23 protein-coding genes are annotated in these 22629 nt (G+C 65.6%); 14 read left to right on the top strand and 9 right to left on the bottom strand.

The window, feature by feature from the left end; translation table 11 throughout:
- The first annotated feature begins 89 nt into the window (after window positions 1-89).
- The 10 genes from C4B30_RS18485 to C4B30_RS18440 all read left to right on the top strand — a co-directional run bounded on the left by C4B30_RS18485 (window position 90) and on the right by C4B30_RS18440 (window position 8410).
- On the top strand, window positions 90-734 hold the full coding sequence (locus tag C4B30_RS18485) for a UDP-N-acetylmuramate--alanine ligase (protein WP_027783495.1): 645 nt from the start codon (window positions 90-92) through the stop codon (window positions 732-734).
- Window positions 735-741: 7 nt separating this feature from the next.
- Window positions 742-1293, top strand: coding sequence for a TlpA family protein disulfide reductase (locus C4B30_RS18480; RefSeq protein WP_027783494.1), 552 nt, complete (start codon window positions 742-744; stop codon window positions 1291-1293).
- A 194-nt stretch (window positions 1294-1487) separates the two neighbouring features.
- Window positions 1488-1940, top strand: a complete 453-nt coding sequence (gene aroQ / locus C4B30_RS18475) for a type II 3-dehydroquinate dehydratase (protein ID WP_027783493.1) — start codon at window positions 1488-1490, stop codon at window positions 1938-1940.
- 66 nt (window positions 1941-2006) lie between these two features.
- Window positions 2007-2477 (top strand): acetyl-CoA carboxylase biotin carboxyl carrier protein, encoded by a 471-nt coding sequence (accB, locus tag C4B30_RS18470; RefSeq protein WP_027783492.1) that lies wholly within the window; start codon window positions 2007-2009, stop codon window positions 2475-2477.
- 85 nt (window positions 2478-2562) lie between these two features.
- On the top strand, window positions 2563-3930 hold the full coding sequence (gene accC / locus C4B30_RS18465; RefSeq protein ID WP_027783491.1) for an acetyl-CoA carboxylase biotin carboxylase subunit: 1368 nt from the start codon (window positions 2563-2565) through the stop codon (window positions 3928-3930).
- A 2-nt stretch (window positions 3931-3932) separates the two neighbouring features.
- Complete coding sequence (gene prmA, locus C4B30_RS18460) at window positions 3933-4835, top strand: 50S ribosomal protein L11 methyltransferase (RefSeq protein WP_027783490.1); 903 nt, start codon at window positions 3933-3935, stop codon at window positions 4833-4835.
- A 45-nt stretch (window positions 4836-4880) separates the two neighbouring features.
- Window positions 4881-6320, top strand: coding sequence for a zinc-ribbon and DUF3426 domain-containing protein (locus C4B30_RS18455; RefSeq protein WP_027783489.1), 1440 nt, complete (start codon window positions 4881-4883; stop codon window positions 6318-6320).
- Window positions 6321-6389: 69 nt separating this feature from the next.
- The gene (gene tpx, locus C4B30_RS18450) at window positions 6390-6893 is read left to right on the top strand and encodes a thiol peroxidase (protein ID WP_027783488.1); all 504 of its coding nucleotides are present in this window, start codon (window positions 6390-6392) and stop codon (window positions 6891-6893) included.
- Between the two features lie 85 nt (window positions 6894-6978).
- Window positions 6979-7917 carry a carbohydrate kinase family protein gene (locus tag C4B30_RS18445; RefSeq protein WP_006490717.1) on the top strand — a complete coding sequence of 313 codons (939 nt, stop codon included), beginning with the start codon at window positions 6979-6981 and terminating at the stop codon, window positions 7915-7917.
- Between the two features lie 19 nt (window positions 7918-7936).
- Entirely contained in the window at window positions 7937-8410 is a 474-nt protein-coding gene (locus C4B30_RS18440; protein ID WP_027783487.1) for a glycine zipper 2TM domain-containing protein, read from the top strand.
- 241 nt (window positions 8411-8651) lie between these two features.
- Here C4B30_RS18440 and C4B30_RS18435 read toward each other — a convergent pair whose 3' ends face one another.
- From C4B30_RS18435 to C4B30_RS18395, 7 genes are all read right to left on the bottom strand, one after another.
- Window positions 8652-9299, bottom strand: coding sequence for a histone H1-like DNA-binding protein (locus C4B30_RS18435; protein WP_027783486.1), 648 nt, complete (start codon window positions 9297-9299; stop codon window positions 8652-8654).
- A gap of 28 nt (window positions 9300-9327) precedes the next feature.
- Entirely contained in the window at window positions 9328-9654 is a 327-nt protein-coding gene (locus C4B30_RS18430) for a hypothetical protein (RefSeq protein ID WP_011544525.1), read from the bottom strand.
- Between the two features lie 82 nt (window positions 9655-9736).
- The gene (locus C4B30_RS18425; protein WP_027783485.1) at window positions 9737-10948 is read right to left on the bottom strand and encodes a ribonucleotide-diphosphate reductase subunit beta; all 1212 of its coding nucleotides are present in this window, start codon (window positions 10946-10948) and stop codon (window positions 9737-9739) included.
- 365 nt (window positions 10949-11313) lie between these two features.
- Window positions 11314-14319 (bottom strand): ribonucleoside-diphosphate reductase subunit alpha, encoded by a 3006-nt coding sequence (locus tag C4B30_RS18415; RefSeq protein WP_027783484.1) that lies wholly within the window; start codon window positions 14317-14319, stop codon window positions 11314-11316.
- 452 nt (window positions 14320-14771) lie between these two features.
- On the bottom strand, window positions 14772-15362 hold the full coding sequence (gene ampD, locus C4B30_RS18405) for a 1,6-anhydro-N-acetylmuramyl-L-alanine amidase AmpD (RefSeq protein WP_027783483.1): 591 nt from the start codon (window positions 15360-15362) through the stop codon (window positions 14772-14774).
- Window positions 15359-15679, bottom strand: a complete 321-nt coding sequence (locus C4B30_RS18400; RefSeq protein ID WP_027783482.1) for a PP0621 family protein — start codon at window positions 15677-15679, stop codon at window positions 15359-15361. Before C4B30_RS18400 ends, ampD begins: the two co-directional genes overlap by 4 nt.
- Before the next feature lie 13 nt (window positions 15680-15692).
- Complete coding sequence (locus C4B30_RS18395) at window positions 15693-16586, bottom strand: cytochrome C assembly family protein (RefSeq protein WP_027783481.1); 894 nt, start codon at window positions 16584-16586, stop codon at window positions 15693-15695.
- 89 nt (window positions 16587-16675) lie between these two features.
- Here C4B30_RS18395 and ffh point away from each other — a divergent pair, with 89 nt between their 5' ends.
- Window positions 16676-18043: a signal recognition particle protein gene (gene ffh, locus C4B30_RS18390; protein WP_027783480.1), complete on the top strand. Its 1368-nt coding sequence runs from the start codon at window positions 16676-16678 to the stop codon at window positions 18041-18043.
- Between the two features lie 94 nt (window positions 18044-18137).
- The gene (locus C4B30_RS18385) at window positions 18138-18689 is read left to right on the top strand and encodes a hypoxanthine-guanine phosphoribosyltransferase (protein WP_006489240.1); all 552 of its coding nucleotides are present in this window, start codon (window positions 18138-18140) and stop codon (window positions 18687-18689) included.
- A gap of 81 nt (window positions 18690-18770) precedes the next feature.
- Here C4B30_RS18385 and C4B30_RS18380 read toward each other — a convergent pair whose 3' ends face one another.
- Together C4B30_RS18380 and C4B30_RS18375 are read right to left on the bottom strand one after the other, a co-directional pair.
- The gene (locus C4B30_RS18380; RefSeq protein ID WP_027783479.1) at window positions 18771-19373 is read right to left on the bottom strand and encodes a MarC family protein; all 603 of its coding nucleotides are present in this window, start codon (window positions 19371-19373) and stop codon (window positions 18771-18773) included.
- Window positions 19374-19394: 21 nt separating this feature from the next.
- Window positions 19395-21131 carry a proline--tRNA ligase gene (locus tag C4B30_RS18375; protein WP_027783478.1) on the bottom strand — a complete coding sequence of 579 codons (1737 nt, stop codon included), beginning with the start codon at window positions 21129-21131 and terminating at the stop codon, window positions 19395-19397.
- Between the two features lie 218 nt (window positions 21132-21349).
- Here C4B30_RS18375 and C4B30_RS18365 point away from each other — a divergent pair, with 218 nt between their 5' ends.
- Both C4B30_RS18365 and C4B30_RS18360 read left to right on the top strand, forming a co-directional pair.
- Entirely contained in the window at window positions 21350-21994 is a 645-nt protein-coding gene (locus C4B30_RS18365) for an RNA pyrophosphohydrolase (protein WP_027783477.1), read from the top strand.
- Between the two features lie 13 nt (window positions 21995-22007).
- Window positions 22008-22616 carry a CNP1-like family protein gene (locus tag C4B30_RS18360; protein ID WP_034185395.1) on the top strand — a complete coding sequence of 203 codons (609 nt, stop codon included), beginning with the start codon at window positions 22008-22010 and terminating at the stop codon, window positions 22614-22616.
- Window positions 22617-22629: the final 13 nt, after the last annotated feature.

Below are 22629 nucleotides of genomic sequence, written 5' to 3'. Positions count from 1 at the left end.
GATGCGCGCGAACGGCGCCGGCACCCTCGGGCGGCAGGCCGCCGCACCCGTGCTCGGGCGCCGCGACGATCGAGTATGATTGCCGGATCATGTCTCGCAAACCTCTTGTCGACCCGCGGCGCGTCCGCGAGGAAATCGCCCAATCCGCCGCCCGTCTGATCGCGGAGGATGGTCAGGACTATGCCGGCGCGAAGCGCAAGGCCGCGCGCCAGCTGCTGGGCGATTCGCGCGTTGCCGGCGAATGGCTGCCGGATAACGACCAGATCGAGGAAGAACTGCGCGAGTATCTCGCACTGTTCCAGAGCGACACGCAGCCGGACGAACTGCGCCGCCTGCGCGAGATCGCGCTCGACTGGATGCGCCGGCTCGCCGAGTTCCATCCTTATGTGACGGGCGCCGTGCTGAACGGCACCGCGAACGCGCATTCGGATATCCATTTGCAGGCATTCACCGACAACCCGAAGGACGTCGCGATCTATCTGCTGAACCAGAACGTCCAGTACGACGTGTCGGAGACGCGGCATTTCGCGGGCCGCGGCGACGTCGAGACGCTCAGTTTCCTGTGGCGCCCGCGGCGCGACGTGGACGCCATCGGCATTCATCTCGCGCTCTATGCGAGCGACGACCTGCGCGGCGCGGTGAAGGCCGACGCGCGCGGTCGCGTCGCCCGCGCGGACGCCGCCGCGCTGCGCGCGCTCGTCGACGCAAGCCAGGCCCCTTCCGAACCCAAATGATTCAACGATGATGATGAAACGCATGTTGGCGCTCGCGGTGGTCGCGGCCGCCGCCGTCGCCGGCGGAGTCGCCGCCGGTCACTGGTTCCGCGGCACGGACGGCGACGGCGTCGCCGTTGCCGCGCCGGCCACCCACGGCAACCCGGTCGACCAGCTATGGGCGTCGTCGCTCACTGGCGTCGACGGCAAGCCGGCCACGCTGGCCGCCTTCAAGGGCCAGAAGGTCGTCGTCAATTTCTGGGCGTCGTGGTGCGGCCCGTGCGTCGAGGAGATGCCCGAGCTCGTCGCGTTGTCGCATCAATACAAACAGAAAGGCATCCGATTCATCGGGATCGGCGTCGATTCCGGGCAGAACGTGAAGAACTTCCTCCAAAAAGTGAAGGTCGACTATCCGGTTTTCGTCAGCGGTTATGCGGGCGCGGATCTGGCCCGTAATTTCGGAAATACCGCTGGCGCGCTGCCGTTTACGGTCGTCATCGACGAAACCGGCAAGATTCGCGAGACAAAATTGGGACAAATCCAGCCGACCGAGCTGAAAAAGACGCTCGACGCGCTGTAAGCTCCCCGAACGCCGGCCCGCACGTTCGCAGCAATTTGTCCGTCGATCGCCGCGATTTCGCGTGAATTCGCCGATACTTTGCATCCGCACCGGTAATTCTTGCAGGTCCGACGAACCTGGCCGTTCGGCAAAACTAGACAAATTTCTCTAAATAGCGCTAAAGTTCGCGCAATTCCGCAGAAATAGAAGCGACCATGACACGATTGCTGGTGTTGCACGGCCCCAACCTGAACCTTCTCGGCACCCGGGAACCGGAGGTGTATGGCCGCGTCACGCTCGCGCAGATCGATCAGGCGCTTGCCGCGCGCGCCCGGGAAGCCGGCGCCGAACTGTCGTCGTTCCAGAGCAACCATGAAGGCGCGCTGGTCGACCGCATCCAGGCCGCGCGGGAGGAACAGACCGATTTCATCCTGATCAATCCGGCCGCGTACACGCATACGAGCGTTGCGATCCGGGACGCGATCGCCGGCGTTGGCATCCCGTTCGTCGAGGTTCACTTGTCGAACGTGCATCGCCGCGAAGCGTTCAGGCACCACTCCTACTTTTCCGACCAGGCCGAAGGCGTGATCTGCGGGCTCGGCTGGAAAGGTTATCTGTACGCGCTCGAGTACGCGCTGGACAAGCTGCAAGGCGCGTCGCGCGGCTGATTTCGCGATCTAGATTCAGCGCCGGCCCCTAACCGGCGCTTTCACGTATTGAAAGGGGAATTCCCGATGGATCTTCGTAAGCTGAAAACTCTGATCGACCTCGTTTCCGAATCCGGCATCTCCGAGCTGGAAGTGACGGAAGGCGAAGGCAAGGTGCGCATCGTCAAGAACGCGCCGCCGGTCTACGTGCAGCCGACGGCTGGGTATGCCCCGCAAGTCAGCGCGCCGCCTCCGTCGGCCGCGCTGCCGACCGACGGCGCCGCGCCGGCAGCCGGCGCCGCAGCCGCACCGGCCGTCCCGCAAGGCCACGTCGTGACGTCGCCGATGGTCGGCACGTTCTACCGCGCGCCGTCGCCGGGCGCCGACCCGTTCGTGCAGGCCGGCGACACGGTCAAGGAAGGCCAGACGATCTGCATCATCGAAGCGATGAAGCTGCTCAACGAGATCGAGTCGGACAAGGCCGGCGTGATCAAGGAAGTCCTCGTCGAGAACGGCCAGGCCGTCGAATACGGCCAGCCGCTTTTCGTGATCGGCTAAGCCCGCCGCGCGGCCCTGTCGGCCGCGCGCCGCCGATGCTCGCCAGGCGCCGTTCGCGCGCCCCTCGAAGAGACGAATACTCGCTATGTTTGAAAAAATCCTCATTGCCAACCGCGGTGAAATCGCGCTGCGCATCCAGCGCGCGTGCCGCGAACTCGGCGTCAAGACGGTGGTCGTCTACTCGGAAGCCGACAAGGAAGCCAAGTACGTGCGCCTCGCGGACGAAGCCGTCTGTATCGGCCCGGCCCCGTCGAACCTCAGCTACCTGAACATGCCTGCGCTGATCAGCGCCGCGGAAGTCACCGATGCCGAGGCGATCCACCCCGGCTACGGCTTCCTGTCGGAGAACGCCGATTTCGCGGAGCGCGTCGAGCAGTCGGGCTTCACGTTCATCGGCCCGCGCCCGGAAACGATCCGCATGATGGGTGACAAGGTCACCGCGAAGCAGACGATGATCAAGACCGGCGTGCCATGCGTGCCGGGTTCGGAAGGCGCGTTGCCGGACGATCCGAAGGAGATCGTCAAGATTGCGCGCGCGATCGGCTATCCGGTCATCATCAAGGCGGCGGGCGGCGGCGGCGGGCGCGGGATGCGCGTCGTGCACACCGAGGCCGCGCTCGTCAACGCGGTCAACATGACCCGCGAGGAAGCCGGCCGCGCGTTCGGCAACCCGCAGGTGTACATGGAGAAGTTCCTCGAGAACCCGCGCCACATCGAGATCCAGGTGCTGTCGGACGCGTACAAGAACGCCATCTGGCTCGGCGAGCGCGACTGCTCGATGCAGCGCCGCCACCAGAAGGTGATCGAGGAAGCGCCGGCGCCCGGCATTCCGCGCCGCCTGATCGACCGCATCGGCGACCGCTGCGCGGACGCGTGCAAGAAAATGGGCTACCTCGGCGCAGGTACCTTCGAATTCCTGTACGAAAACGGCGAGTTCTACTTCATCGAGATGAACACGCGCGTGCAGGTCGAGCACCCGGTATCGGAACTGATCACCGGCGTCGACATCGTGCAGGAACAGATCCGCATCGCAGCCGGCGAGAAGCTCGCGCTGCGCCAGCGCGACATCCAGTTCCGCGGACATGCGATCGAGTGCCGGATCAACGCCGAGGATCCGTTCAAGTTCACGCCTTCGCCGGGCCGGATCACGTCGTGGCATACGCCGGGCGGCCCCGGCGTGCGCGTCGATTCGCACGCCTACAATGGCTATTTCGTGCCGCCGAACTATGATTCGATGATCGGCAAGCTGATCACCTACGGCGCGACGCGCGAGCAGGCGATCAGCCGGATGCGCATCGCGCTGTCGGAAATGGTCGTCGAAGGCATCCAGACCAACATCCCGCTGCACCGCGAGCTGATGATCGACTCGAAGTTCGTCGAAGGCGGCACCAGCATCCATTACCTCGAAAACCGGCTCGCGCAGAAGCTGCAGGTCGCACCGGAAGAAGCGTAAGCATGAGTTATCGCGAACTCGTCGTCGAACTGGCCCGCGAGCATGCGGAGGCCCTGTCCGACGCACTGCTCGATCTCGGCGCGCTGTCGGTGTCCGTCGAGGACGCCGACGCCGACACGCCCGACGAACAGCCGCTCTTCGGCGAGCCGGGCCTCGTGCCCGATCGCACCGCGTGGCAGCACTCGCGCGTGGTCGCGCTGCTGTCGGCCGACCATGAGCCGGCCGTGCTGCTCGCGGCGGCCGCGAACGAAATCGGCATCGCCGAGACGCCGACGTTCGTCGTGCGTGAAGTCGAGGAGCAGGACTGGGTGCGGCTCACGCAGTCGCAGTTCGAGCCGATCCCGATCGGCGAGCGGATCTGGGTCGTGCCGTCGTGGCACGATGCGCCCGATCCCGATGCACTCGTCCTCGAGCTCGACCCCGGCCTCGCGTTCGGCACCGGCAGCCACCCCACCACCCGTCTGTGCATGGAGTGGCTCGAACAGTCGGTGAAGCCCGGCCAGTCGGTGCTCGACTACGGCTGCGGCTCGGGCATCCTCGCGATCCTCGCGAAGAAATGCGGGGCGAACCCCGTGATCGGCATCGACATCGATCCGCAGGCGGTCGAATCGGCACGCCAGAACAGCGAACGCAACCGGGCCGAAGTCACGTACGGGCTGCCCGATGCATGCCCGGACGGCGAATTCGACATCGTCGTCGCGAACATCCTGTCGAACCCGCTGAAGCTGATGGCATCGATGCTCGCATCGAAGGTCAAGCCGGGCGGGCGCATCGCGCTGTCGGGCGTGCTCGCGCGCCAGGCGGACGAGGTCGCGGCCGTTTATGCGCGCTACGTCGACATCTCGGTCTGGCGCGAACACGAAGGTTGGGTATGCCTCGCCGGAACCCGCCGCGAAAGCCATTAGAATAGCGCTGTCCTTCACTCTGGCCAGCAGGCCGCCCGCCTCGACATGCTTCTTGCGACGCGCTGCCCTCATTGCGAAACCGTCTTCCGGCTGCAGCAGGAACAGCTCTCGCTGCATCAGGGGCTCGTGCGCTGCGGGCATTGCCACGAAGTCTTCAACGCTTCCGAATCGCTCGTTCCCGAATACGCGCAGCAGCCCGAGCCGGCCTTGACGGAACCGGCTGCCGCGCCGCATGGCGGCGACGCACACCAGCAGGCCGCTCCGGTTCGGCTGTTTACCGCCGACGCGCCGGCCGGACTGCCGACCGGCACCGATTACAAGCCGGAAGGCTGGGACATGTGGGCGCCGTGGCTCGACGCAGGCGTCGATCCGACGCTGCAGCACAGCGTCGAAACCGTGCGCACCGAGCCGCTGATACCGCTCGCGCTCCCGTCCACGGAAGCCGGCGTCGTCCATCTGTCGGGTACGCCCGCGCCGTTCGCGACCTCTCCGGCCGAGCTCGATTCATCGGCTGCCGTCGAGCAACCGGCCGAACCGCATTCGCCGCACGAACCGCACGAAATCGAAGAAGCCGCGCCGTCGCCGTCGCCGTCGCCGTCGCCCTCGCCCTCGCCCTCGCCCGCGCCCGTCGAGCGCGACCCGCGCGAGCCCCGCTTCGTCGCCCACCTTCCGTCGGAACCGGAAATCGCGGCCGAACCGGCCGAACCCGTCGGCCACGCGCACTTCGCCGTGCCGGACGACGAACGCGCGCCGCGCGAACCGCGCTTTGCGTTCACGCCCGCACCGGCCGTCACCGAAGCCGAAACCGCATCGGAATCCGACGCCTTCGCCCGACACGACACGGCCCCGGCCGCGGCGGCAACCGATGAACCGGCCGTCGAACCGGTCGCCGAATCGGCCGCCCAACCGGCCGTCCAACCGGCCGTCCCGTTCCCCGCCGCACTGACCGACGACGATCGCCCGCCCTTCGCCGTCACGCGCGAGACGCGCGCGCCGCAGCGCCGCGGGATGCTCGGCGGCTTTTTCGGCGGCCTCGTCGCGGCCGCGCTGGTCGGGCTGCTCGTCGTGCAACTGGCGTGGTGGCAGCGCGAAACGCTGATGATCTACTGGCCCGTCACGCAGAGCTGGTTCCGGCAGGCCTGTGCGCCGCTCGGCTGCACGGTCACGCCGCCGCGCGCGATCGACGGCCTTCGGCTCGACGCGACCGACCTGCGCCAGCTCGACGGCCCGCGCGAACTCGAACTGAAGGTGCCGCTGACGAACCGCTACCGTGTCGCGCTCGCATACCCGTCGCTCGAACTCACGCTGCTCGACGACACCAATCACGTCACCGTGCGCCGCGTGCTCGCGCCGCGCGACTACGTGCGCCCGGGCACGCCGATCGACGCCGGGCTGCCGCCCGGCACGACGCAGACGATGGTCGTCCGCCTCGAAACGAACGGTACGCCCGCCTCGAATTTCCGCGTCCAGATCTTCTATCCGTGACGCACCGCGGCGCGCTTGCGCGCCGTCTCAACCCGCGCGCCGTGCGGCGCGCTATTTCGGAGCACGAACATGAGCAAAGTTACGCTGGGTGGCAACCCGATCGATCTCGCCGGCACGTTCCCGGCCGTCGGTGCACAAGCCGCCGATTTCAAGCTGGTCGGCAAGGACCTCGCCGACCTGTCGCTCGCCAGCTTCGCCGGCAAGCGCAAGGTGCTGAACATCGTGCCGAGCCTCGACACGCCGACCTGCGCGACGTCGACCCGCAAGTTCAACGAAGCCGCGTCGTCGCTCGACAACACGGTGGTGGTCGTCGTGTCCGCCGACCTGCCGTTCGCCGCCACGCGCTTCTGCACGACCGAAGGCCTCGAGAACGTCGTGACGGCATCGACGTTCCGCACCGGCCGCGCGTTCGCGAACGCGTACGGCGTCGACGTGACGAGCGGCCCGCTGAACGGCTTGACCGCACGCGCGGTGGTCGTGCTCGACGCGCAGGACAAGGTGATCCATGCGGAACTCGTCGGCGAAATCAAGGACGAGCCGAACTACGATGCAGCGCTCGCCGCACTGAAGTAAGCTTTCTTCCGCTTTCCCCTGCCGCGCCGCGCCCTTCGCGCGGCGTTGTCGCGCAGGGCCCCTCATTTCTACAGGAACGCACACCTTGGCTACGCTGATTTGCGGCTCGATCGCCTACGACTCCATCATGACCTTCGAAGGGCGGTTCCGCGAGCACATCCTGCCCGACCAGGTGCACCTCATCAACCTGAGCTTCCTCGTGCCGACGATGCGCCGCGAATTCGGCGGCTGCGCGGGCAACATCGGGTACGCGCTCCACCTGCTCGGCGGCGACGCGCGCATCATGGGCACGATGGGCGCGCTGGATGCGCAGCCGTATCTCGACCGGCTCGACCAGCTCGGCCTGCGCCGCGATCACGTTCGCGTGCTGCCCGATACGTACACCGCGCAGGCGATGATCACGACCGATCTCGACAACAACCAGATCGCGGCGTTCCACCCGGGCGCGATGATGCAATCGCACCTGAACCACGCGGGCGACGCGCCGGACATCAAGCTCGCGATCGTCGGCCCGGACGGCTTCGACGGGATGGTGCAGCACGTGGAAGAGCTCGCCAAGGCCGGTGTGCCGTTCGTGTTCGATCCGGGCCAGGGCCTGCCGCTGTTCGATGGTGCGACGCTGCGCCGCAGCATTGAACTTGCGACCTACGTAGCGGTCAACGACTACGAGGCCAAGCTGGTGAGCGACAAGACGGGATGGTCCGAAGATGAAATCGCCAGCCGGGTCGACGCCCTCGTCATCACGCGTGGCGAGCATGGCGCGACCATCCGCCACAAGCAGGGTGCGGAACAGATTCCAGTCGTGCCGGCCGAGCGCATCGCCGATCCGACGGGCTGCGGCGACGCCTTCCGGGGCGGCCTGCTGTACGGCATCGAGCATGGCCTCGACTGGGCCACCACCGGCCGTCTCGCGAGCCTGATGGGCTCGCTCAAGATCGCCCATCAAGGGCCCCAGACTTATGTACTGACGCGCGCCGAAATCGACGCACGCTTCGAGACTGCATTCGGTTACAGTCTCAAATGAATATTGTGGGAGAGCAAAGATGTTGACGAAAAAAACCCTCACGCTCGCGGCCATGCTGACGGCCACGCTGACGCTCGCCGGCTGCTTCACGGCGCCCGGCTCGGCGGATGTCTATAGCGTCGGCCAGGCGCAACGCGAACAGACGGTCCGCATGGGCACGGTCGAAAGCGTCCGCGCGGTGCGCATCCAGTCCGACGGCGGCGGCAGCGCGATCGGCACGCTCGGTGGCGGCGCACTCGGCGCGGTCGCGGGCAGCGCGATCGGCGGCGGCAAGGGCTCGATCCTGACGGCGATCGCCGGCGGCCTCGTCGGTGCGGTGGCGGGTAACGCGGTCGGCGAAAACCTCAGCACGGCGAACGGTGTCGAAATCACCGTGCGCCTCGACAACGGCGATCTGCGTTCGATCACGCAGGCGGCAAACGGCGAAGCATTCCGCGCCGGCGAGCGCGTACGCCTGCTGTCGAGCGGCGGCGTCACGCGCGTCACGCACTAACCGGTACCTCAGCACGCGGCGCAAGCCGCGGTCGAACGCATGTGCGAAGCCGCACATGCGTTTTTTTTCGTCCGCCCGTTCTTGTCCGCGCTCGCGGCGGCCAGCCGACCGGCGCCCCGTCGGCGCCCCATACGGACGAAAAAAAATCCCGCCACCTGAGCCAGATGGCGGGACTGATTGAGTAGCGCTACTCAACCCACGGACACCACGTGAGTGTCCGGGTGATGCTGCTCAGCCGCGATTACGGACGGCTGCCGGTCGGGAACGGCCATGCTGCTGCCGGGTTGAGCGCGGTCTTCACGCCCGATGCCGGCGCAACCGATGCGGTCGACGCGGTCGTTGCCGGCGCAGCCTTCTTCACGACGGCCTTCTTCGGCGCAGCAGCCTTCTTCGCCGGTGCGGCAGCCTTCTTCGCAGGGGCAGCCTTCTTGGCGGGCGCAGCCTTCTTCGCGGCAGCCTTCTTCGCAGGCGCGGCCTTCTTCGCGGCAGCCTTCTTCGCCGGCGCAGCCTTCTTGGCAGCAGCCTTCTTCGCCGGTGCGGCCTTCTTCGCAGCAACCTTCTTCACTGCGACTTTCTTGGCTGCAACCTTCTTCGCGGCGGCCTTCTTCGCCGGTGCTGCCTTCTTCGCAGCAACCTTCTTCACCGCGACTTTCTTCGCTGCGACCTTCTTGGCTGCAACCTTCTTCGTTGCGACCTTCTTGGCTGCGACCTTCTTTGCAGCGGCCTTCTTCGCCGGTGCTGCCTTCTTCGCGGCAACCTTCTTCACCGCGACCTTCTTCGCAGCAACCTTCTTCACCGCGGCCTTCTTCACCGGAGCAGCAGCCTTCTTCGCAACGGTCTTCTTGGCAGCAACCTTCTTAGCAGCCGGTTTCTTCTTGGCAGTAGCCATGTTGTTCTCCTTCAGGTTCAGATGAGAGTCAGTTCAAACTACACCCTTCGTCAAAACCCGCTTCCCGCGGACGCTGTTCAGGACGTGCGCTTCGAAGCGGGCTATTCATCGGCGTACGCAGGTACCGCGCGCTTACGCTAATGAATACGGTATGGCGCGCGTGACCACTCGGCCTCGCGCGCCAAATCAAGTCGGTAGCCGGCGCACCTCGCGCCGCTACCCCTAATCGCTTGATCAAGCGGACCGCCACACGGCCGTCCGCTTTTTCCGGAGGGAAGTTTGCCCATCCCACTGAAGGGTTCGCAAAGTGCCTGTCGTATCGTTGGGCCGTTAAGGCACCGGGCATGCTTTGCATCAGGCGTTCTTGCTCCTAAACCTTGGGCCGGGGCCGAGAGGCCACCGGCTGCTCCATCATGTAACGGGTTCGCTGCTGCGGGTTATTCCCAGGACAGCGCGCCCCCCGTCTGATACTCGATCACACGCGTCTCGAAGAAGTTGCGTTCCTTCTTCAGGTCGATCATCTCGCTCATCCACGGGAACGGGTTTTCCTCGTTCGGATACAGCGGGTCGAGGCCGATCTGCTGGCAACGGCGGTTGCTGATGAAGCGCAGATAGCTCTTGAACATCGACGCGTTCAAACCCAGCACGCCGCGCGGCATCGTGTCTTCGGCGTAGCGGTATTCGAGTTCGACAGCCTGCTTGAACAGCTCGCGGATCTCGGCGCGGAATTCCGCGGTCCAGAGATGCGGATTCTCGAGCTTGATCTGGTTGATCAGGTCGATGCCGAAGTTGCAGTGCATCGACTCGTCGCGCAGGATGTACTGATATTGCTCTGCAGCACCCGTCATCTTGTTCTGGCGGCCGAGTGCGAGGATCTGCGTAAACCCGACATAGAAGAACAGGCCTTCCATGATGCAGGCGAACACGATCAGCGACTTCAGCAGCTTCTGATCCGCTTCGAGCGTGCCGGTCTTGAAGGCCGGGTCCGTCAGCGTATGAATGAACGGGATCAGGAATTCGTCCTTCGCGCGGATCGACGTGACCTCGTGATACGCGTTGAAGATCTCGCCTTCGTCGAGACCGAGCGATTCGACGATGTATTGGTACGCGTGCGTGTGGATCGCTTCCTCGAACGCCTGGCGCAGCAGGAACTGCCGGCACTCGGGCGCCGTGATGTGGCGGTACGTGCCGAGCACGATGTTGTTCGCCGCGAGCGAATCGGCCGTCACGAAGAAGCCGAGGTTGCGCTTCACGATGCGGCGCTCGTCCTCGGTCAGACCGTTCGGGTCCTTCCACAGTGCGATGTCGCGGGACATGTTGATTTCCTGCGGCATCCAGTGGTTCGCGCAACCGGCCAGATACTTTTCCCACGCCCACTTGTATTTGAACGGCACCAGCTGATTGACGTCAGTCTGGCCGTTGATGATGCGCTTGTCGGCGACATTGACCCGCGCTTCCGTGCCGCCGGCGGGAACAGCCGATGCTTGCGGCGGCACCGCAAGATCGCCTTCGAAAATGTCGCGGACCTGATGGGCGGCAGGCGACGCAGCCTGCATTCCGACAGCCACTCCGGCGGGGGCGCGCATCGCGTTGTGCTGCGCTCCGCTCGCGGGAGCTACGGCAGTCTTCTCGTCATCCCAGTTGAGCATAAATTCTCACCATCAATTTAGAACGGTTTGTACCATCTTTTCCTGAGCGATAAAAGGGTTCGCTCACGAAAAATCCTTTTTTCGATTCGCGTTGCGACCTCGATACAACACTTTGAGCAACGCATCGTCGTTCATGCAGCGCGCGATGTGAGTCGCGCTTGTATCGCGAGGTGCGCTCGACGCATCGAACGCTGATCGAAACGCGACGCCGTCGGGGATGTTTCGATCGCTCGTCACTGCCTGCAACGCAGGTGTCGCGTTACAGATTCCTTATCATTTTTTTAGTTGAGAGCGGCGCACACTTCAACCTCGATCGGTCGCCGTGTGCGCCGCCCTCGCCTGCTTCTCAGGTCAGGCGCACTGCGTTACTGGCACGCTTCGCATTCGTCGAAGCCGGGATCGCCCGGACGCATCGTGCACACCGGACCGTCTGCTTCGACCGGCGCGAGTGCCGGCGCCGCGCTGATCGCGCCCGACGATGCATTGCCGCCTGCCGCACCGAAGCCGCCCGCTGCGCCTTGCGCGCCACCGCTGCCCGAGCCGCCGCTACCCGCACCGCCCGTCGGCACCGCGTTCAGCGCGCCGTGCGCGACCGTCGACTTCTCGACGTGCGTCGCCGCCATCGTGCGCAGGTAGTAGGTCGTCTTCAGGCCGCGCAGCCATGCGAGCTTGTAGACCTCGTCGAGCTTCTTGCCCGATGCGCCGCCCATGTAGATGTTCAGCGACTGCGCCTGGTCGATCCACTTCTGGCGACGCGAGGCCGCTTCGACCAGCCACGTCGGGTCGACTTCGAACGCGGTCGCGTAGATCGCGCGCAGGTCGGCCGGGATGCGGTCGATGCGCGACAGCATGCCGTCGAAGTACTTCAGGTCGGAGACCATCACTTCGTCCCACAGGCCGCGCTCCTTCAGGTCGCGGACGAGATACTCGTTTACCACCGTGAATTCGCCCGACAGGTTCGACTTCACGTACAGGTTCTGGAAGGTCGGCTCGATACAGGCCGACACGCCGATGATGTTCGAGATTGTCGCCGTCGGCGCGATCGCGACGCAGTTCGAGTTGCGCATGCCGTGCGAGGCGATCCGCGAACGCAGCGTCGTCCAGTCGAGCGATTCCGACGTGTCGACCTCGACGTAGCCGCCGCGCGCTTCGGCCAGCAGCTTCAGCGTGTCCTGCGGGAGGATGCCGCGATCCCACAGCGAGCCGCGGTAGCTCGAGTAGCGGCCGCGTTCTTCGGCCAGCTCGGTCGACGCGTAGTACGCGTAGTAGCAGACGGCTTCCATCGAACGGTCGGCGAACTCGACCGCCGCTTCCGACGCGTACGGCGTGCGCAGCAGATGCAGGCAGTCCTGGAAGCCCATGATGCCCATGCCGACCGGGCGGTGCTTCAGGTTCGAGTTACGCGCCTTCGGCACCGCGTAGTAGTTGATGTCGATCACGTTGTCGAGCATGCGCATCGCGACGCTGATCGTGCGCTTCAGCTTGTCGTGGTCGAGCGCGTAGCTGCCGTCCGCCTGCTTCACCAGGTGGGCGACGAGGTTCACCGAGCCGAGGTTGCACACCGCGATTTCGGTGTCGCTCGTGTTCAGCGTGATTTCCGTGCACAGGTTCGACGAGTGGACGACGCCGACGTGCTGCTGCGGCGAGCGGATGTTGCACGGATCCTTGAACGTGATCCACGGGTGGCCCGTCTCGAACAGCATGCCGAGCATCTTGCGCCACAGCTGCGCCGCCGGGATCTTCTTGAACAGCTTGATCTCGCCGCGCGCGACCTTGTCTTCGTAAGCCGTGTAAGCCGCCTCGAATTCCGCGCCGAACTTGTCGTGCAGGTCCGGGCAGGTCGACGGCGAGAACAGCGTCCAGTCGCCGCCTTCCATCACGCGCTTCATGAACAGGTCGGGAATCCAGTTCGCCGTGTTCATGTCGTGCGTACGGCGACGGTCGTCACCGGTGTTCTTGCGCAGCTCCAGGAACTCCTCGATGTCGAGGTGCCACGATTCGAGGTACGCGCAGACCGCGCCCTTGCGCTTGCCGCCCTGGTTCACCGCGACGGCCGTGTCGTTCACGACCTTCAGGAACGGGACCACGCCTTGCGACTTGCCGTTCGTGCCCTTGATATGCGAGCCGAGTGCGCGCACGCGCGTCCAGTCGTTGCCGAGGCCGCCGGCGAACTTCGACAGCAGCGCGTTTTCCTTCAGCGCTTCATAGATGCCGTCGAGGTCGTCCGCGACCGTCGTCAGGTAGCACGACGACAGCTGCGAGCGGTGGGTGCCCGAGTTGAACAGCGTCGGCGTCGAGCTCATGAAGTCGAAGCTCGACAGCACGTTGTAGAACTCGATCGCGCGCGTTTCGCGGTCGATCTCGTTCAGCGACAGGCCCATCGCGACGCGCATGAAGAATGCCTGCGGCATTTCGATGCGGGTGCCTTCGACGTGCAGGAAGTAGCGGTCGTACAGCGTCTGCAGGCCGAGGTAGCCGAACTGCAGGTCGCGGTTCGCGTCGAGCGCTTCGCCGAGGCGCTTCAGGTCGAACTGCAGCAGCTTGTCGTCGAGCAGGCCGGCGTCGACGCCGCGCTTCAGGAACTGCGGGAAGTATTCGGCGTAGCGGGCCGACATCTCCGACTGGAGCACTTCCTCGCTGAGGATCTCGCGACGGATCGTATGCAGCAGGATGCGGGCCGTGACCTGGCTGTATGCCGGGTCCTTTTCGATCATCGTGCGTGCCGCGAGGATCGCCGAGTCGTAGACCTGGCTCATCGGTACGCCGTCGTACAGGTTCTTCACCGTCTCCGCGACGATCGGGTCAGGGTTAACCGCAGCGCCGAGGCCGTCGCACGCCGACACGATCAGCGAGCGCAGCGCGTTCAGGTCGAGCGGGCGCGACACGCCGTTGTCGACGACGTTGATGCCGGTGGTCGACTCGCCGCCCGCGGCCGCCGCTTCCTCGCCCGCATGCTGGCGCTCGAGGTGACGCTTCTCGCGATACAGCACGTACGCACGCGCGACGTTGTGCTCGCCGCCGCGCATCAGCGCGAGTTCGACCTGGTCCTGGATGTCTTCGATATGGAACGTACCGCCGTTCGGGCGGCTGCGCACGAGCGCGCGCACGACGTTGTGCGTCAGTTGTTCGACCTGCTCGCGTACGCGCGCCGATGCCGCGCCCTGCCCGCCATTGACGGCCAGGAAAGCCTTGGTCACCGCGATCGCGATCTTCGAAGGTTCGAACGACACCACGCTGCCGTTGCGGCGGATCACCTTGTAGTCGGCGAACGTGGCCTGCGGCGCGAGCGCCTTCGCGCCCTGTTCGGTCCCGCCGAGCGGACGGCTCGAGGCGCTCTCGTACTGGGACGTCGCGTTGTCGGTGGTTTGCATGTGCAAAGCTCCTGGTGTTGGATGGTGCGGAGAGAACCGCGGATTAAAACGAACGCCGCGCAATGTGGTGCGCGAGCGGTAAGAGGCGAGCGATGCGCCGGGGAAGCCGGTTCGGTCGATGCGCGACAACCCAGCCGGTCGTGTGCTTCGTCATGTATACCCTGCCCCGTCGATATTCGCTGCGCTGATCGCGACGCCCTGACCGCCCGGCCTGACGCGCCGCCTTGAGAACCCCGTCCGCCGGCGTTGCCCGCCGGCCGGTGCCGCTCGGGTTTTCCCCTGCGACACACACTATATCTAGTACAAAACCGCTCAACTGGCACCAAGTATAGTGGACATTCGGAGGACGTCCAAACGGATAATTTGCGATAGAGGTCTTGACATCGCTCACGCGCAGACACGGCAAGGCATTGATCGGAGAAAAAACTTTCTCCGATCAAAAAACCCCGCGATCAGTGCTGACGGAAAGGAAAGTATTCGGCGGAAAAACCGGCATCGCTCGCGAAGCGTTGCCAATCGAAGTGCGGGCCCGGGTCGGTCTTGCGGCCCGGCGCGACGTCCGAGTGCCCCGCGAACGCGTCGACCGGGTAGCGCGCGGCGAGCGCGCGGGAGAGCGCGGCGAGCACCGCGTATTGCGCATCGTCGAACGGTACGTCGTCCGCGCCTTCGAGCTCGATGCCGATCGAGAAGTCGTTGCAGCGCGTGCGGCCGAAGAACTCGGACGAGCCCGCGTGCCACGCGCGCTCGTCGCACGACACGAACTGCACGAGCTCGCCGCCGCGCCGAATCAGGAAATGGGCGGACACGCGCACGCCGCGCAGGTGGCTCTGGTAATAGGGGTGCGCATCGCAGTCGAGGCGATTCAGGAACAGCGCCTCGATCGCGTCGCCGCCGAATTCGCCGGGCGGCAGGCTGATGTTGTGGACGACCACGAGCGTCGGCACCGCACCCGCGGGCCGCACCTCGAAGTTCGGCGACGGCGCATGACGCGCTTCGCGCACCCAGCCGTTCGCGTCGACCGACAACACCGGCGCGTCGCTCATCGCGCGTCGCGGCCGTCCACGCGCGCGGCGTGGCGCCGCGCATGCTCGGCGCTGCAGAAGTATTCGCCGCTCGCGGCGACGGCGTCGCCCTTCGGCGCATGCACGCCGCATTCGGCGCAGCGCACCATCGGCTCGGGCAGCGACCGCGCGTCGCCGTTCGGGCGCGCGGCACCGCCGCCGGCACCCGCGCCGGGCGCACCGTCGTAACCGGCGCCGCGGCCGGCGCGCGCCTGCGCCTGTTCCTGTGCATGGCGCAGCTTGCGCGCGAGCCACGAACCCGCGAAGAAGAGAAGAATCAGGAGAAGAATCTGTCGCATCGGAAACCTGCGGTCAAACCACGGAGCGGTGCAGCAGCACCTCGAAAACGAACCGGCTGCCGACATACGCGAGCAGCAGCGCGGCGAACGACACGAGCACCCAGCGCGCGGCGCCACGGCCGCGCCAGCCCGACGTCTTGCGGGCCACCAGCAGCCCGCCGAACATCAGCCACGACAGGATCGCGAACACCGTCTTGTGGTCGAGCCGCAACGCGCGCGCGTCGACCTGCTCGCTGAACAGGATGCCCGACGCGAGCGTCAGCGTCAGCAGCACGAAGCCGGCGCCGATCAGGCGGAACAGCAGCTTCTCGAGCGTGAGCAGCGGCGGCAGCGTTTCGAGCCAGCTCGCGATCCAGCCCGTCGAGCCGTCGCGCCCGCCGCTGCGCAGCGACTGCAGGCGCCGCTCGACCATCAGCATCAGGACCGCGTGCAGCGCGGCGATCGCGAACAGCCCGTAGGCGATGTTCGCGATCAGGAAATGCAGCTTGAACAGCGGCGCCGCGGCATAAGGAAGCACCCGCACGCCGCCGAACACGAGCGGCAGCAGCGACGCGCCGCACGCGAGCGGCAGCACCAGCAGGCGCAGGCTGTCGAGCGGGAAGAAGAAGCTCTCGATCCAGTAGATGCCGGCGCCGAGCCAGAACATCGCGGACAGCGCGAATGCGAAACCGAACACCATCGCGTCGTTCGGAAAGATCGTCATGTGGAGCAGCACGCCGTGCGCGACCAGCGCGGCAAACAGCAGCGCGCGGCCGGCCCCGCTCATCCCGGACGCAGCGGACGCGGGGACCGGCACGGCCGGCACGCTCGCGACGAGCGGCGTCGCGCCCTGCCGATGCGTGCGCCAGCCTGCGACGGCGAGGCCGCCGTACAGGAATGCGGTGAGGGCATACAGTACAATATCCATGTTCGAAGTTTACACTAGGCCCCCTTCCCGCGACGGCTCCCTTTGTTCGGTTCCGCCGCGCCTTCGGGCCCCACTGTCCACCGCTCCCCATGCTCGACAATCTCACTCAACGGATGGCCCGCGTCGTCAAGACGCTGCGCGGCGAGGCCCGGCTCACCGAGGCGAACACGCAGGAGATGCTCCGCGAGGTGCGTCTCGCGCTGCTGGAAGCCGACGTGTCGCTGCCGGTCGTCCGCGAATTCATCGCCAAGGTCAAGGAAAAGGCGCTCGGCGAAGAAGTGATCAGCAGCCTGTCGCCGGGCCAGGCGCTCGTCGGCGTGGTCCAGAAGGAACTGACCGCCGTGATCGGCGGCGACTACGAAGGCAAGGCCGCCGAGCTGAACCTCGCGGTCACGCCGCCCGCCGTGATCCTGATGGCCGGCCTGCAGGGCGCCGGCAAGACCACGACCGTCGGCAAGCTCGCGAAGCTGCTGCGCGAGAAGCACAAGAAGAAGGTGCTGACCGTGTCGTGCGACGTGTATCGCCCGGCCGCGATCATGCAGCTGAAAACGGTGAGCGAACAGGTCGGCGCCGACTTCTTCCCGTCCACGCCGGATCAAAAGCCCGTCGACATCGCGGTCGCGGCCGTCGACTGGGCGAAACGCCACTACCATGACGTGCTGATCGTCGACACGGCCGGCCGCCTCGGCATCGACGAAGCGATGATGCAGGAAATCGCCGCGCTGCACGGCACGCTGAAGCCGGCCGAAACGCTGTTCGTCGTCGATGCGATGCTCGGCCAGGACGCGGTCAACACCGCGAAGGCGTTCAACGACACGCTGCCGCTCACCGGCGTCGTGCTGACCAAGCTCGACGGCGATTCGCGCGGCGGCGCCGCGCTGTCGGTGCGCCACATCACGGGCAAGCCGATCAAGTTCGTCGGCGTCGCCGAGAAGCTCGACGGCCTCGAGGTGTTCCACCCCGACCGGATGGCGAACCGGATCCTCGGCATGGGCGACATCCTCGCGCTCGTCGAGGAAGCGCAGCGCGGCGTCGATGTCCAGGCCGCGCAGAAGCTCGCCGACAAGGTCAAGAAGGGCGGCGATTTCGACCTGAACGATTTCCGCGCCCAGATCTCGCAGATGAAGAACATGGGCGGCCTGTCGTCGCTGATGGATAAACTCCCCGCGCAGTTCCAGCAGGCGGCGGCCGGCGCCGACATGGGCCAGGCCGAGAAGTCGATTCGCCGGATGGAAGGCATCATCAGCTCGATGACGCCCGCCGAGCGCGCGAAACCCGAAATCATCAAGGCGACGCGCAAGCGCCGCATTGCAGCCGGCGCGGGCGTGCCGGTGCAGGAAGTCAACCGGATGCTGAACCAGTACGACCAGATGCGTACGATGATGAAGAAGCTGAAGGGCGGCAACATGCAGAAGATGATGCGCGGCCTGAAGGGCATGATGCCCGGCATGCGCTGATTTCGCCCGCCGGCCGGCGCGCGGGTTTTTGCCGTAGCGCGCGCCTGCCGTTCTGCTTCATCCTTATTTGTATACCGACTGCCCGCCAGAACACATGAACCGCGAAGAAGCCCTCCACATTTTCGACCACTCCGAAGAGATCGTCTCGGCCGACGCCGTCAATGCGTCGATCTCGAAGATGGCCGACGCGATCCGCGCCGAAATCGGCGACGCGTTCCCGCTCGTTCTCTCGGTGATGGGCGGCGCCGCGGTGTTTACCGGGATGCTGCTGCCGCATCTCGATTTCCCGCTCGAATTCGACTACATCCACCTGACCCGCTACCGCAACACGACGCAGGGCAGCCCGGAGATGCACTGGCGCGTCGCGCCGCGCGAATCGGTGAAGGACCGCATCGTGCTCGTACTCGACGACATCCTCGACGAAGGCGAGACGATGGCCGCGATCCGCGACCGCATCCTCGACATGGGCGCGCAGCGCTTCATGTCGGCCGTGCTGTGCGAGAAGACGCTCGCGAAGGCGAAACCGCTGCACCCCGACTTCTGCGGCTTCTCGGTGCCGGACCGCTACGTGTTCGGCTGCGGGATGGACGCGAAGGGCTACTGGCGCAACCTGCCGACGATCCGTGCGCTGACCGCGAACGTCTGACAGCCGCCCTGCCCGCCATATAAAAGAAAGCGGCGCTCCGGTTTCCCGGAACGCCGCTTTTTTGTGCACGCACCGCCTGCCTTACAACTGACGCACGAACGCCCGGATGCCGGCCAGCAGCATCTCGACCGAGATCGCGACCAGCACGAGGCCCATCAGCCGCTCGAACGCCGCGACCGTCCGTTCGCCGAGCCACTGCTGGATCCGCTCGGCCAGCACCAGCGTGATCGCGCAGACGATCATCGTGACCGTCAGCGCGCCGACCCACTCGAGCATCTTGCCGGGCGCCTGCGACGTCATCAGCATCACCGTCGCGAGCGCGGACGGCCCGGCCAGCGCCGGAATCGCGAGCGGCACGATGAACGGCTCGCCGCCCGCGCGCGGATCGCTGCCGAGCGCGCCGTCCGGATGCGGGAAGATCATCCGCAGCGCGATCAGGAACAGCACGATCCCGCCGCCGAGCCGCAGCGACAGATCGGTGAGGCTCATCATCCGCAGGAAGCGGTCGCCGACCAGCATGAAGAACAGCAGGATCACGAACGCGATTCCCACTTCACGCAGGATCAGCTTCACGCGCCGCTCGCGCGGCACATCCCGCATCGCCGTAATGAACAGCGGGATGTTGCCGAGCGGATCCGTGATCAGCACGAGCAGCACGGTGGCCGACAGGAACGTGTATTCCATCGTGTCCGCCGGTCGCCGCGCTTAGTGCGCGAGCGCGGCGCGGATCTTCTCCGCGACCGTCGCCGCGGCCGTGTCGGCCGGCAGCAGCGTCGCTTCGGCGTCGCGGCGGCCCTGGTACTCGATCTTGCCTTCCTTCAGGCCGCGCTCGCCGATCACGAGACGATGCGGCACGCCGATCAGTTCCCAGTCGGCAAACATCACGCCCGGGCGTTCGCCGCGATCGTCGAGGATCACGTCGATGCCGGCCGCGACGAGTTCCGCGTACAGCTTGTCGGCCGTCTCGCGCACCATGTCGCTGCGGTCATAGCCCATCGGGCACAGCACGACCTCGAACGGCGCGATCGACTCGGGCCAGATGATGCCGCGATCGTCGAAGTTCTGTTCGATCGCCGCGCCGAGAATACGCGTGATGCCGACGCCGTAGCAGCCCATCAGCATCGGCTGCGGCTTGCCCGACTCGTCGAGGAACGTCGCGCCCATCGCTTCCGAGTACTTGGTGCCGAGCTGGAACACGTGGCCGACTTCGATGCCGCGGCAGATGTCGATCGCGCCCTTGCCGTCCGGCGACGGGTCGCCCTTCTTCACGTTGCGCACGTCGGCGACTTCCGGCTCCGGCAGGTCGCGGCCCCAGTTCACGCCGGCGATGTGATAGTCGACCTCGTTCGCACCGACGACGAAGTCGCTCATGTTCGCGACCGTGCGGTCCGCGATCACCTTCACGGGCTTCTTCGTGCCCACCGGGCCAAGGTAGCCCGGCGGCGTGCCGAACCACTCGACGATTTCCTGCTCGGTCGCGAAGCGGTGGTTCTGCAGGCCCGGCAGCTTCGATACCTTGATCTCGTTCAGATCGTGATCGCCGCGCAGCATCACGAGCCAGATGGTCGGCTCGGCGCCTTCGTTGTCGGTCGCGAGCACGATCGACTTGATCGTGCGCTCGAGCGGGATGGCCAGCAGTTCGGCGACGGCCTCGCACTTCGCCTTGCCGGGCGTCGCGACCTTTTCCATCGCTTCGGCCGGCGCCGCGCGCTCGGCAATCAGCGGCAGCGCTTCGGCCGCCTCGACGTTCGCCGCGAATTCGGAGGTCGGGCAGTACGCGATCGCGTCCTCGCCGGTATCGGCGATCACGTGGAACTCGTGCGAGAAGTTGCCGCCGATCGAGCCGCTGTCGGCCGCGACCGCCCGGAACTCGAGGCCGAGGCGCGTGAAGATGCGCACGTACGCGTCGTACATCTTGCGGTACGACTCGTTCAGGCCCGCCGCATCCTTGTCGAACGAATACGCGTCCTTCATGATGAATTCGCGGCCGCGCATCACGCCGAAGCGCGGACGGATCTCGTCGCGGAACTTCGTCTGGATCTGGTAGAAGTTCACCGGCATCTGCCGGTAGCTCTTGATCTGGTTGCGCGCGATGTCGGTGACGACTTCCTCGTGCGTCGGCCCGATCACGAAATCGTTGTCCTTGCGGTCCTTGAAGCGCAGCAGCTCGGGGCCGTACTGCTCCCAGCGGCCCGACTCCTGCCACAGCTCGGCCGGCTGCACGGCCGGCATCAGCAGCTCGATGGCGCCCGCCCGGTTCATTTCCTCGCGCACGATCGCCTCGACCTTGCGAATCGAACGCAGGCCGACCGGCAGGTAGTTGTAGATGCCGCCGGCGACGCGACGGATCATGCCGGCGCGGACCATCAGCTTGTGGCTGACGATCTCTGCGTCGGCGGGTGCCTCTTTCAGGGTGCCGATAAAGAAACGGGAAGCTTTCATGCGGACGGTTCCAAAAACGGCGCCCCAACGCGGGGCGCCCGAAAAAGTTTCAAGGTGAAAAAGCTGCGCGCCGCGAACAACGATGGCGCAGATGACGTAACAGACTAATCAGGGACAATTCAGCCGGTGTACCCCGTGCGGATTCGCTCCGTCACGGTGCGCAGCGCCCGTTATCTGTTTATAATCAAAGCAATTTTAAAGGATTCGAAGGTGGTTGTATGCTGGATCGTGAAGGCTTTCGCCCGAACGTCGGCATCATCCTCTTGAACGCGCGCAACGAGGTGTTTTGGGGCAAGCGGCTCCGCGAGCATTCCTGGCAGTTTCCTCAAGGTGGGATCAAGTACGGCGAGACCCCCATGCAGGCGATGTACCGGGAGCTGCACGAGGAAACGGGCCTGCATCCGGAACACGTCAAGATAATCGGCCGCACCCGCGACTGGTTGCGTTACGAGGTGCCTGACAAGTTCATCAAACGCGAAGTACGCGGTCATTACCGCGGCCAGAAGCAGATCTGGTTCCTGCTGCGGATGGTTGGACGCGATTGCGACATTTGCTTGCGCGCGACCGACCACCCGGAGTTCGATGCGTGGCGCTGGAACGAGTACTGGGTGCCGCTCGATGCGGTGATCGAGTTCAAGCGGGATGTCTATCAGTTGGCGCTGACGGAACTGTCGCGCTTCCTGCGCCGCCCGGCGCAGCGAGCCGAGAAGCCGCGCGGGCCGCGTGTGTCGCGCTATCCGCGCGTCATTGGCGCACAGGCCCAGACGCTGACGATTGTCGACACATCGGTGGTCTGTTCGGAGATCGAAATGGAGGCGAGCACGCTCGACGAGATGCCGCCCCAGGTGATCGTCGGCAAATGACGAGTCGGACTGCATGACCGGGCGCGACCTTGGTGTCGCGCCCTTTTTTTACGAGGAATGCATATTGAAAGCGATTGCTCTCGCGCTCGCATCGATCGCCGCAGTGGCCACCCTGGCCGGCTGCGCGAACTCGAAAGCGCCGTCCAACAAGGATGACAGCGAGTTCGTGTACCTGCTCGACCGTCAGGGAACCTGGAAGGAAAACGCCGTCGACACGCTGCCCCCGCTGCCGCAAACGGGCGATCTGCTGCCGTTCAACGTGTCGCAGAACACGCCGCTCAAGTTCTTCGTCGATGCGAAGTCGCTCGAAGTCGGCACCGACGGCGTCGTGCGCTACGCAGTCGTCATCACGAGCCCGGCCGGTGCGCGCAACGTGAACTACGAAGGCATCCGCTGCGACACCTACGAATGGCGCCAGTACGCCGGCCTGAACTCCGACCACAACGGCTGGGATCGCACGGTCGAGAACGACTGGCGGCGCATCGAGAACGGCGAGCTGAACGCGTACCACTCCGCGCTCTACCAGGACTATTTCTGCTCGAACAAGATGCCGCAGGGCTCGACCCGGCAGATTCTCGAAAACATCCGGTTCCACCGCACCGCGATGACGCAGTTGCGCTGACGGCACGCGATGC

The sequence above is a fragment of the Burkholderia sp. BE12 genome (genome assembly GCF_002959955.1).
Classification (GTDB): domain Bacteria; phylum Pseudomonadota; class Gammaproteobacteria; order Burkholderiales; family Burkholderiaceae; genus Burkholderia.
This window is presented reverse-complemented; position numbering and strand designations above follow the sequence as displayed.